The organism is Chryseobacterium gallinarum (genome assembly GCF_001021975.1).
Lineage (GTDB): Bacteria > Bacteroidota > Bacteroidia > Flavobacteriales > Weeksellaceae > Chryseobacterium > Chryseobacterium gallinarum.
Genome location: NZ_CP009928.1, coordinates 271,341 through 284,238 on the forward strand (window position 1 = coordinate 271,341; position 12,898 = coordinate 284,238).

The following is a 12,898-nucleotide window of genomic DNA, read 5'->3' on the forward strand; positions in this document are numbered from 1 at the left end:
CTTCCAGCTTCCTTTCTCCAAACAAAAACCGATAATTAAATCCGAAAGAAATCCAGCTATACTCCACTTCCATAACTTCCCTCTTCCAGCTTCCAGCTTCCTTTCTCCAAACAAAAACCGATAATTAAATCAGAAAGAAATCCAGCTATACTCCAACTTCAATAACTTCCCTCTCCCAGCTTCCAGCTTCCTTTCTCTAAACAAACTCAATCACCTTCTCCAATGCTACTCCCCTGGATCCTTTTAGCAGGATATTATCGGATTGAATGGTATTCAGTTTTAAATATTCGGTTAAAGCCATAGTATCCTCAAAAGCAAGATCTGAATGATGAACAGCCTTAAAATGTTTTCCTACTGTGATGATTTCATCAAAACCCAGTTCCTGAGCCAGTTTTAGTATATCTTGGTGTTCTTTTCCGCTTTCGGAGCCCAGTTCCAGCATATCACCGATAATAATGGTTTTACGGCCCTCAAAAGTGATAAAATTCTTTAAAGATGCAGCCATTGAACTCGGATTGGCGTTATACGTATCCAGCACCATTGTTTTTCCTTCTTTTTTCACTACCTGTGAACGCATGTTTGTTGGAACATACTGCTCTATGGCATGTTTTATTTTTTCAAAGCTGATATCGAAATACAGGCCGAGGCTTGCTGCAGCACAAAGGTTGGTAAAATTATATTCTCCCGTTAATTTTGATACGGCTCTGGTTCCCTGATACACCAACCCTACAAAATGTTCATCGGTAAAAGACTCAAAATTATAATCCGATCCTTCTTTCCCGAAAGTAATTACAGGCTGGTAGTTTGCGGTTTTCTCAACTTGAATAGGATCATTTTCATTAACGATAATCGTTTTATTGTTGTTTTTAAGGTAATCATACAATTCGGATTTACCTTTGATAACCCCTTCAAAACCACCAAATCCTTCCAGATGTGCCTTTCCGAAGTTTGTTATATACCCGAAATCAGGTCGTGACAGGGTACATAAAAATTCGATTTCCTTTTGATGATTGGCACCCATTTCTATTACGGCTATCTCATGCTCAGGCTTAACAGAAAGAATTGTTAAGGGAACTCCGATATGGTTATTTAAATTTCCGAAGGTATACTGAACATTAAACTTTTCTGAAAGCACAGCATGGATCAGTTCTTTTGTCGTTGTTTTCCCGTTACTTCCTGTCAGTCCGATGAAAGGAATCGTAAGCCGGTTTCTATGGTAAACTGCCAGTTGCTGTAAAAACTCAAGGGTAGAGCTTACACAGAAAATATTTTTATCCTTGTTTTCATATTCAGGCTGTTCGACAATTACTGCCAAAGCTCCGTCAATGATCGCCTTTTCTGCTAAAGTAGCGGCATTGAAATTTTCCCCCGAAAAGGCGAAGAAAATATCATTCTGTGCGATTTTTCTGCTATCGATAGTCACTTTATTGGCCTGTAAGAATAAAGGATAAAACTGTTCTATATTCATGTGGAAATATATATTATTAAGAGGTCTGATGCAATCGCTATACGAGTGTATAATACTTTTTAGTCCAAAGCGATTTCATGGCTCAAAAATAAAAAAACCTTCTGAAAGTTCAGAAGGTTTTTTGTAAGTATTTTTTGATAAATATTATCTTCGAGTTCTACTCTTGTCGTTAGTCCTTGCATCTTGTGCTACACGGAAGCCAATCCATCCGAAAGCTTTTCCTTGGTTTTTATATCTTCTTTGTCCCGGATCCAGCCAATATGCAGTATCCTGCCATGAACCTCCTTTTACTACCCTGATGTCGTTAGAAATTGTTGAAGTTCTGTCTTTGGTATCCTTCATCATTTTTACCCTACCGTTTCCGTCAACAATAAATCTCTTTTTAGGAGAGTTATACATATCGAAAGAAGAAGTAGAATCTGAAGCTCTGTAGTACTCTAAAGAAGATTGTCTGTCACCATCTCTGAAGTTTCTGTAATCAGCAATTGTTTCTCTTTCGAATTGTCCCGGAAGACCTTTGTATACTAATCTGCCATCAGCAAGGGTATCATATTTGATCGTTCCCTCATCAATCATTTTGTAAGTTCCGTCTCCGTTTCTTACAATAGCCTGAGGCATGTTTCCTCTGTAGTAGTTGAAGTCGTTGTAATCTTCATCGATGATAGGTCTGTATACATCAGCAGTCCATTCTGCAACGTTACCGTACATACCATAGATTCCTAAATCATTAGATGGATATTGTCTTACATCTGAAGTTTGTGCAGATCCGTCATTCTTCCATCCTGCGATTCCTGAATAATCACCCTTACCCATTTTGAAGTTTTCAAGGAACATTCCCCTGTCTCTTCCTTTGGTTCCTCTTAATCTTTCGATTTGAGGTTTTTTACCCAGGTACTGGTTATATTCTCTATTTTTAGCCATTCCCAGAGCTGCATATTCCCATTCAACTTCAGTAGGAAGTCTGAATTTCTGAACCATTGCAGCGTTCGGAGCTCTGTTGGCAGCTAATAATCTCTGGTTGGTAGTTTTCATACCGGATTTTTGCTGCAATCTTTTTTCGTTGATATATCCCTGCATCTCAGGATCATTCGATTTGAATTTATCCATATTGAATGCGGTTCCTCCCTGGTTGTTGGATTCATTGATGTATAGATCCTTTGCAATGACACCTGCCTGCATCAAAGCCTTTTCGTTGGCTCTGTCTGTCAACCATTCACAGTATCTGTTTGCCTGGGTCCAGGAAACCCCCACTACCGGATAGTAATCAAATTCCGGGGAGCGCAGATAAGTTTCATTATAATCGTTTCTAGATAATTTGTTGTCCCATAGCAAGGTATCCGGTAAAGCACCGTTATAGATTTCCTTGAAGCTAGGGTCGCTTGGAGGGAATACATACTTCAACCATGTAAGGTATTCGCGGTATTCGTAGTTAGTAATCTCAGTTTCTCCGATAAAGAATGAACTTACCTGCATTCTGCGTGGTGTATTATTCCAATCGTGCATAACATCATCTTTCACTAATCCCATTGTAAAAGTTCCACCTTCTACATATACCATTCCCGGCCAACCTTTCTGCTTCTGTTGCTTTCCTGCAAAAAACCAACCCTGTTTTTCGTTTGGTTTCCAACCTGTTTTACTGACAAATTTTTTGGTACCGCCACCTTTGCTGGTCCCTGATCCGCCACAGCTGGTTAATGCAAGTGTAGAACTCAATGCTATTAATGAAAACAACTTTAGTTTTTTCATAGTCGATATAAATATTTTCAAAGTACAAAGAAAAAATAAATTATTCAATAAATCAAATAAAGATTTGATTTTTTTGAAAAACGTTAACAAATTAATTTTATTGTATCACAATTTAATTCTAAATTTTTCATTTATTTTGTAATTTAGCAATTTCAATAGTAAACATGAAACGAAAAATTACGCTTTTATCTTTAATCGCTTTTGCATCAACACTTTACGCTCAAAGAAACACCATAGAATGGAATGGCTCTAAAATTCAGGATTTTGGCGATACAAAATTAAATCTCCCTATTTTTAAAAATGAGGGGTTTTCGTTTAGCCAAAATAACGTTTTTATAGTAACTAAACAAAAAATTGGAGAAAAGCAGTTGAAAGTTTCTGATCTGGCATGGGAAAGTGTTTCCAACAGAGACTTGTTCGAATTGGAAAAAAGCACGTTACCGGATTATGATATTGCTGATGTTTCCTATTATACGGTAGATGGTGAAAGGTATGCCAGCATCAACGTTGCTCTATTTAAAAATGTGAACGGGCGTGTTCAGAGATTATCTTCTTTCAATGTTTCAGAAGCTTCAGCTCCGCTAAATATGACAGGCGGTGTCAACAAAATAGGAACCACCAATAATCCTTTATCCAGCGGAAACTTTTATAAAATAAAGGTTGACAAGTCCGGCATATTTAAAATTACATCACAGTTTTTAAGGGATAACGGAATTAATCCAGCATCTGTTAATCCTAAAAATTTCAGAATTTATGGAAACGGAGGAATTATGCTTCCTGAATTTAACCAGGATCCACGGTATGATGCCCTGCAGGAAAATGCCATTCAGGTAGTGGGAGAAGATGACGGGGTATGGAATGATCAGGATTATGCTCTCTTCTATGCACAGGGTCCTGACGGATACAATTTATACAGTACCAGCAATGGAAATGGATTTAAAAGAACAGATACCAGATCCGACCGGAGCCAGAATGTAAAAAATATATACGAAGATTTTTCTTACTATTATATTAATTTCGATAAAGGTGCCGGAAAAAGAGTTCAGAACATGGATGTCAACCTTCCTGCCCAACTGATTACAAGATATGACAGCTATCAGGTAATCAATAATGATCAGAAGAATCTTATGAAAGTAGGAAGAACCTGGGTGGAAGATGCTCCTTTCAGCACGGAAAAGACCGTTACACTTACGACCAATTCTCCTATACAGGCAACAGATGTTATCAGGTACGGTACCAGGGTCATAGGTTCCACTGCACAGCAGAATACGATTGAAATCAAAATCAATGATAAAAACCCGTCAGTCTATACGGTTCCTGCAGATACGCCTACTTACGGATATGTTTTTTTCCCAATAAAATATTTCGGGACTATATCCAACCTGACAGGAAATCAGATTACCTTTACATATAACCCCAATATTTCTGTAAACCCCAACGGAGTCTTCTACCTGGATTATGTAGAAGTACAATATAAGGAAAACCTGACCTTTAACGGTTCACAAATGAACTTCAGGGATTACTCAATTGTAAGCGGAAGCAACAACAACTATGGTTTCAGCATTTCCAATGCTTCCAATATAGAACAGGTTTGGGATGTTACCGATATCACCAATGCCAGCAGGAAGGTAAATAAAGCGGGAGCGGGTACTTTTAGTTTTGGTTATATTGCTTCCGACCAGTATTTCAATAATGAATTTGTAGCATTCCGTTCTGATGCTGCTTTCACTCCGCAGTTTGTAGGAAGGGTCAACAATCAAAACCTCTCTGCGTTACAGAATGTAGATTACCTGATCCTGACGGTTCCTGAAATGATGGGGCAAGCTCAGAGACTGGCAAGTTATCATCAGACGAAAAATAATTATAAAGTAGAAATAGTAGATGTCAATAAAATCTATGAAGAGTTTGGAAGCGGAAGCAAAGATCTTACTGCAATAAGGGATTTCGTAACGAAGCTCAATACCACACAAGGAAAATTAAAGTATGTGTTTATCCTCGGGGACGCTTCTTTTGATTATAAAAACAGGGTTCCCAATAATACCAATGTAGTTCCCTCCTACCAGAGTGAATATTCCTCAGATGTTATTTCCTCTTTTGTGACCGACGACTATATTGTAATGACCCAGCCCCAAACGGCATCCGTTATTGAAAATAACCTTCCGGATATTCCTGTGGGAAGGATTCCCGCAGCCAATGTCTCTGAAGCCGGTGATATGATCAGCAAAACTCTTGCCTATTATAATTCCCATTCCGGGCAATCCAGTCCTTTTGGGGAATGGCGGATGAAACTTGATTTTGTGGTGGATGATGACCGGGATGGAGGAAGTCCTTTCCATGATGTAATGAATAATACGTTGGTCAATATTTTTGAACAACCGGGGCAGCAGGATCTTAAGGAATACAATGTAAGAAAATTATATATGGACGCCTTCCCTGCTCAAAGTACTGCGGCAGGACCAAGATTCCCTCAGGTCACCCAGGGGATTACCAATGCAATCGGAAACAGCTTATATTTATTCTATTTCGGACATGGAGGAATCAATGGCTGGGCCCAGGAGAGAGTACTGACCAGTACGGAAATTCAGAATTCCAATAATTTTTCAAATATTTACAGCAGATTCCCTTTTGTTTCTACCATTACCTGTGAGTTTACGTTATGGGATGACCCTGCCACTTATTCTGCAGGCGAACAGTTTATTAAATTAAAACAGGGAGGAGCTGCCGCCATGATTACTTCCAGCCGTGCCATCGGGGTAGATTACGGACGTGATTTTACGGATATTTATACTAAAAATATCTTTAAATTAACCAATGATGATTTTGATACCCTGGGATATGCCCATTTAATTGCTAAAAAACAAAAAGGAGCCAACAGTAATCATTTAAAGGTCAACCTTCTGGGGGATCCTGCCATGAAGCTAAGCAGACCGCAAAGGCTTTTGGTGATTGATAATATTGAAACTCCCGTTCCGGGATTAATCCGTGGATTGGACTTTGTAAAAATCAAAGGTCATATCAACAATCCGAATGGTACGTTAAACAATACTTTTAACGGGAGAGTCTCCATTAATATCTTTGATAAGAGATTAAATAAAAAAACCTTAAATAACAACGGGGCCCTATCTCCTGTCTTAAATTATACAGAGGAAGGAAGTCCTATTGTAAAAGCTGCAGGTACTGCCGTAAACGGCGTATTCACTGCAGAGTTCTATGTTCCTAAAGACATCAATTATGCTGTTGGAGAAGGAAGAATATTGACCTATGCAGACAATAAGGTTACCGATGTTTTCAATAACCAGGCAGTACAGGTAGGTGATATCAATCCTAACGGAGTGAATGACAACCAGCCTCCGAAAGTAAAATTATATATGAACAATACCAATTTTGCAGACGGAGGAATTACCAATCAGAATCCAATGCTTCTTGCCTGCCTTACGGATGACACGGGAATTAATTCTACAGGATCCGGTGTGGGGCACGATATTACAGTGTATCTGGACGGGCAAATTATTAATACTGTTGTTTTAAATGATTTCTATGCTGCAGGAGAAGGAAACGGATGCCTGAATCCGGGGCTTGCCGATTATCAAAAAGGAAATGTAACCTATCCATTTAAAAATTTAGCTATTGGACAACACCAGCTCACATTTAAAGTTTGGGACATAAACAATAATTCAACAACTGCTACGTTAAATTTTGAAGTTAAGGATGAATCTGATCAGCATCTGACTATTAACCGTCCGCTGAACTGGCCTAATCCTTTTACCAATAAAACGTACATTCAGTTTGAACACAACTGTGATGACATCTTAAATGTGAATGTACAGATTTATACAATTACCGGAAGATTGGTAAGAACATTATCACAGGCGGTAGTTGCGGAACCGTTCCTGCAAGGCTTTAGAACTCCTCGCCAGGCTATAGAATGGGACGGAAGAGATGATTTTGGTTCTACAGTAGCAAAAGGTACGTATATTTTTAAGATATTTGCAAAAAGTCAAAATCAAGAAAAATGCAAAGGAAGTGCTACAGCTGTAGAAAAAATGGTACTTTTGAAATAATTAAATAATACATAGACAATAAAATTAATAAAAAACTGATAATATATAAAAGACAACATATGAATTTAACTACTAAACTGCTTTTAGGATTTGGTTTAAGTGCTGGTTTTCTAGGCTATTCGCAAGATTTAGGTAAAGTAGGCCCAGTATTGACCGGAGCTCCTTTCCTAAGAATTGCACCGGATGCAAGATCAGGAGGTATGGGAGACCAGGGGGTAGTAACCTCTTCGGATGCTTTTTCTCAATTCTGGAACGCCGCAAAATATCCTTTTAGCAGCTCAAGTTCTTCCATTGGTCTTAACTATACGCCATACATGGGGAAACTTACCAATGATGTATTCTTATTATACGCTGCATTTCATAAATTCCTGGGACAGGAAGAAAGATCTACCATTTCTGCAAGTATCTATTATTTCAATATGGGGCAGGTAGACCTTACTCAATTGGTAGGTACGGAAGTAGCTTCGATGGGTACATCAAAACCCAATGAATTCTCCATTGATGTGGCTTACGGCATGAAGCTTTCCGACTCCTATTCCATGGCAGTGACAGGTAGATTCATTCGTTCTGACTTAGCCGGCGGATTCAACACCGACACCACTCTTAAAGCGGCCAACTCTTTTGCAGTAGATATTTCAGGATACTATACTTCTCCAAGATTCTCCAGTATCGGAGGTTATGATGGTAAAGTAAACGCAGGTTTTGCTGTCCAGAACCTGGGTCCTAAACTTGATTATACAGGAAATGAAGAATCAAGATCCTACCTGCCGACAATGGCAAGATTAGGAGTTGGATATGATATGTACCTGGATGACCTGAACAGAATCGGAATCAGTGTGGAAGGTTCGAAACTTTTAGTTCCGGGATCTGAGTATGTAGGTATAGACCCTAATACAAGACAACCCAGATACGAAATTCCGAATGTGGGTGTAATGGCAGGTATCGGGAAATCTTTCAAAAATAAAAACAGCATCATGTATAGTGGCGCCCTGGAATATTCATATGATAATGCTTTCTCCGTAAGAGGAGGTTACTTCCATGAAAGTGAAGAGCAGGGAGCAAGACAGTTTGCCACTGCCGGTATTGGGTTAAAATACCGTTCGTTTGCCCTTGATCTGTCTTACCTGATCAACATGTCTAAAATCAATACAGCTTTAGATAATACCTTACGTTTTGGTCTTACCTGGAATATAGGAGACGAAACATCAAACAATGATCGTTAAGATAACATCAATCATACAAAGCCTCATGATCATGAGGCTTTTTTGTTAAAGAATACCAAAGATGAAAAAAAATATCCTGATATTTTTGACAATACTAAGCAGCCCCGTTTGTTTCTCACAAACTAATCTTATCAATAAAAATTTTCAAACCGTCATAGGAAATGTCTGTGAAGAGACGAGCGAACCTGACCCCTGTGCCGGATATACGATCTATCTCCTATTGAACTTTAAAAACAACCAGGTTTCCATCACAGAAAAAAATGTAAGGTCATGCAGTGAATCTGTCAAATACCAAATCAAGGCCAATTGGAAACAAAAACCAGATGGCAAGATCATTCTATTCTATCCCGGAAAACTTCCGGAAGATCATTTTTTAGAAGGATTCCGGTTACAATACAAAGGAAAACAGCTTACAGGATATAAAAAAGACTGGCAAGGGCATATGGTGGAATATGAGTTTAAGACTATCCAATAATCAGTTACCCGGCTGATAATCCCTATCCCAAGGCATAAACAAGGTCTTCAGCAGGATTACAATATCTTTTGAACAATATAAAAACAATCTCCGGTCTAATGTTTTTTACCACTGTATATTCGCAATACCGGATTTCACTTATATCCACTTTGAAAACTAACTATTAACAAGGTAAAAAAATAACATTTAAGTGTACAAAAGTTTCTTCTTTATGGCGATTTTTTAAATCCAATGGCTATTTTTGTAGTATGAACTATTCGGCGGAGCTTAAAAAATTTGTAACCAGTCAATATGTATATTCTGCAATCAGAATTACATTAGCTACTGTTCTGCCTTGCCTGGTCCTTGCCCACTTCGGCATTTTAAAAGAATACTTCTTATTTCCTCTGGGGACCAGCTTCGTAGCGCTTACCGATCAGCCAGGACCTTTTATCCGAAGGAGAAACGCTCTTGCCTTTGCCATCTGCTGCTTTGTTTTTGTGGCACTTATTGCCAGTTTGGTGATGAACTTCAAAATCCTGGTACTTCTTGAGATTATTGTATTCGGAATGTTTTTTTCCCTGATCGGAGTATACGGGCAAAGGCTGGCTGCCGTGGGTTCGTTATCATTGGTGGTACTCGCCATCTTTATTGACGGACATCTTACCGGAAGCAATATCTTAAAGAGCTTGCTTATCTTTGCCTGCGGATGTATCTGGTTTTTGCTTATATTTCTTGTTGTAACAACCATTCGTCCTTATAAGCTGGCAGGTCAGATGATTGGAGAAAACTACCTTCAGCTGGCTGAATTTTTAAAGATAAAAGCCAATTATTACCAGAAAAATCCTGATTTTAATAAGCTTACTACCCAGGTTATTGCCAAACAGATTGAAATCAAAAACCTGCAGGAAGATACCAGGGAAACAGTTTTCAAAACAAGGACAATTGTTAATGAATCTACTACCACCAGCCGTTTGCTGATGCTGATGTTCCTGAATTCTATGGACCTTCATGAAAAGCTGATGACTTCTGAAAGTGATTATCAGAAACTGCAGCAAAGCTTTGAAGACAGCATGATCCTGGTCAATATTCATGATTATCTCAACCTTCTGGCTGAAGAAATTACCAATATCGGGATTGCTCTTCAGAGCGGTACCCGCGCAAAGCCGATGTTCAATCTTGAGCTTGAACTAAAAAACCTCAATTATCACTATTTCGAGCTCAGGAATAAACAATTATCTCCCGACAACCTGGAAAATTTCATGATCCTGCGCCAGATCCTGATGCGCATCAATGAAATTACCAAAGAGATCAACGAAATTTATAAAGTATTTTCCCAGAATGTAAAACTGGCAAAAAGTTTATCCACCGGATTAGACTTAAAGAAGTTCATGCCCAATGAGCCCAAACTTAATGCTAAGGTTTTAAGGAATAATATCTCTTTATCTTCTTCCCATTTTCGTCATGCCATAAGGATTACAACCGCTTTACTGCTGGGCTACCTTTTCTCTATGTTCGATTTTCTGGGACTGGGGCATACCTACTGGATATTAATTACGATTACTGCCATTTTAAAGCCGGCTTATTCCATTACCAAGAAGCGAAATCTTCTGCGTCTTTACGGAACTATTACAGGGGCTGTCATAGCTTATATAATTCTGCATTTTATCCATATTAACGGAATATTGTTCGCCATATTACTGATCAGCATGATCATGTGTTTCAGCTTTTTGAAAGGACGTTATTATTGGGCCGTATTATTTATGACCATTTATGTTTTCCTGAGTTTCAATTTTTTAAACCCCGGAAAAATAGACATTATATTCAAAGACAGGGTTTTAGATACTGCAATTGCAGGCATCATCGCTTTTGCTGTATCATATATTATATTGCCTGTATGGGAGCATACCCAAAACCTGGATCTGATGAAAAAATCTGCTGCAGATAACCTCATCTATTTCCAAAGTGTTATTTCTAAGTTTCTACAGGGTGATTTTGACCTTGAAGATTATAAGGTAAAGCGGAAAAATGCGATCATTTCCCTGGCCAATCTTTCCGATAATTTTCAAAGAATGATTTCCGATCCCAAGAACCAGCAGAAAAAACTGGAAGTCGTTCATCAGTTTGTAGCCACCTCCCATCTTATCACAGCTTATACGGCTTCTTTGTCTCAATATTCTAAAAGCAATGAGCAATATCCTGAAATAGACGCTGAAAGCTGGAGCAGAAAAATTGAAGCCGAAATGCAGCAAACCTCAACTTTACTGAACGGGGAGAATATTACTGAAGCTCTTAGGATGGAAAGCCGTCTTGAACCTGAAGATTCTTCCATTGAAGATATGCTTCTGAAAAGAAAAACTGAAATTGAGGAAAATGATATCATCGACAGAAGGGATCCCGACAAGATTTCTCATCTTACGGAGCTTAAAAACATCCATGATATTCTTGAACTGATCTATGATGTTGCCAAAGAACAGAGAAAAGTAATTGAAAAATACAGGGCTGAAAAGGTAGGAGAATCCTAATACTTTATATTTTGTTAATTGTCCTATGGCAATCCGGTTTTTGGCTAATTGTAATATCTTAGTTAAAAATAAACCATGGAAAAACTGCCAATTCACATTTCATTATTTTTTGGAATCATCACTTTCGTGACCTTACTGCTATTTTGCTGGTCAGTCAAAAATTCTGATTCAAAAATTATACAGTCAAAAGCAGGAATAATCTTTCTTATCCTGTTCTGTTGGCTGATGATTCAGGCAGCTTTATCTTTGAATGGTGTATATAATAGTGATTTAAATTCACTGCCCCCAAAAATTGTATTGTTTGGGATCCTTCCGCCGGTGTTTGTTATGATTTTTATTTTTAATCTGGAAAAAGGAAAATTGTTTATTGATCACCTGTCACTTTTGCATATTACTTATCTAAATACAATAAGAATTTTTGTTGAAATAATTCTATATGAGCTATTCCTATACAAAACGGTGCCTGAACTTATGACATTTAAAGGAATTAACTTTGATATTCTCGCAGGTATTTCGGCTCCGTTTATTGCTTATTATGGAATAAGAATATCAAAAATAAGTAGAAATTTTATTGTATGCTGGAATATTCTAAGTCTTGCACTACTGCTCAATATAGTATTAATTGCGTTTCTTTCAGCGCCATCTCCGTTACAAAAGATTGCATTTCACCAGCCTAATATTGCCATACTTTACTTTCCATTTAGCTGGCTCCCTACATTTATTGTTCCTGTCGTTCTTTTTGGACACCTTGTTTCCATACGGCAGTTATTAAAACAGAAACCATCTACTCCTCCACAATCGTAAAACAGTAGTCATCAAAAAACTCTACTCTGGCTTTGAATTCATCTGAAAATTGGTCGTCATATACACGACAGCTTATTTTATGAAGATGCTTTAATTCAAAGGGTTTTACTTCATAATTTTTTTTCAAAGACCAGTATTTTGAATGATGGATCTTGTACATACTTTCCTTTACGCTCCAGATAATGGTGTAAAAAGTATCAGCCTTATCTTCCGGGATAAATCCTCTTTCATTTTCGTAGGTAAATTTATCAATGACCCTTAAAATTTTAGGGTTGAATTTCTCCACGTCTATTCCTATTTTATTCTTAGAAATAGCAATAGCAGCAAAAGGAAAAGAATGGGTAATGGAGATTTCAGCATCCTTAGGTGAAAGAAAAGGCTCTCTTTCTTTATACAGAATTTTGGAATCTGGTTTTAACCCTTTCAGAAGTTTGCGCACCATCAATACTTCAAGAAGTTTTTTGGGATGATAATCTTTTACCTTTTCGGCATTTTCAGGTTCCAGAAGTTCATGGATATCAAGGTTTTCACTTTCGTCATACTTCCAGACAAGGATAGTGGCATTATCATCAGAAAAATCTCGGTAAAGGGGCATTGTTTTTTTATTCGATAAAAGT

General features: G+C 37.9%; 8 protein-coding genes. 5 read left to right on the forward strand and 3 right to left on the reverse strand.

What is annotated here, in order from left to right; translation table 11 throughout:
• Positions 1–196: 196 nt before the first annotated feature.
• A complete protein-coding gene (locus OK18_RS01195; RefSeq protein WP_053326822.1) occupies positions 197–1,468 on the reverse strand; it encodes a UDP-N-acetylmuramoyl-tripeptide--D-alanyl-D-alanine ligase in 1,272 nt (423 codons plus the stop codon).
• Between the two features lie 144 nt (positions 1,469–1,612).
• Entirely contained in the window at positions 1,613–3,214 is a 1,602-nt protein-coding gene (gene gldJ / locus OK18_RS01200) for a gliding motility lipoprotein GldJ (RefSeq protein WP_050020140.1), read from the reverse strand.
• 164 nt (positions 3,215–3,378) lie between these two features.
• Between gldJ and porU the strand changes: the two genes are divergently transcribed.
• The 5 genes from porU to OK18_RS01225 all read left to right on the forward strand — a co-directional run bounded on the left by porU (position 3,379) and on the right by OK18_RS01225 (position 12,281).
• Positions 3,379–7,275 (forward strand): type IX secretion system sortase PorU, encoded by a 3,897-nt coding sequence (porU, locus tag OK18_RS01205; RefSeq protein WP_053326823.1) that lies wholly within the window; start codon positions 3,379–3,381, stop codon positions 7,273–7,275.
• Between the two features lie 59 nt (positions 7,276–7,334).
• Entirely contained in the window at positions 7,335–8,498 is a 1,164-nt protein-coding gene (gene porV / locus OK18_RS01210; RefSeq protein ID WP_050020138.1) for a type IX secretion system outer membrane channel protein PorV, read from the forward strand.
• Between the two features lie 61 nt (positions 8,499–8,559).
• Positions 8,560–8,973, forward strand: a complete 414-nt coding sequence (locus tag OK18_RS01215) for a hypothetical protein (RefSeq protein ID WP_053326824.1) — start codon at positions 8,560–8,562, stop codon at positions 8,971–8,973.
• Between the two features lie 248 nt (positions 8,974–9,221).
• Positions 9,222–11,477 carry an FUSC family protein gene (locus tag OK18_RS01220; RefSeq protein WP_050020136.1) on the forward strand — a complete coding sequence of 752 codons (2,256 nt, stop codon included), beginning with the start codon at positions 9,222–9,224 and terminating at the stop codon, positions 11,475–11,477.
• 75 nt (positions 11,478–11,552) lie between these two features.
• Complete coding sequence (locus OK18_RS01225) at positions 11,553–12,281, forward strand: hypothetical protein (RefSeq protein ID WP_050020135.1); 729 nt, start codon at positions 11,553–11,555, stop codon at positions 12,279–12,281.
• On the opposite strand, the gene OK18_RS01230 is transcribed toward OK18_RS01225, so the two are convergent.
• Complete coding sequence (locus tag OK18_RS01230) at positions 12,262–12,876, reverse strand: 4'-phosphopantetheinyl transferase family protein (protein WP_050020134.1); 615 nt, start codon at positions 12,874–12,876, stop codon at positions 12,262–12,264. The two genes, OK18_RS01225 and OK18_RS01230, sit on opposite strands and share 20 nt — an antisense overlap.
• Positions 12,877–12,898 lie beyond the last annotated feature (22 nt).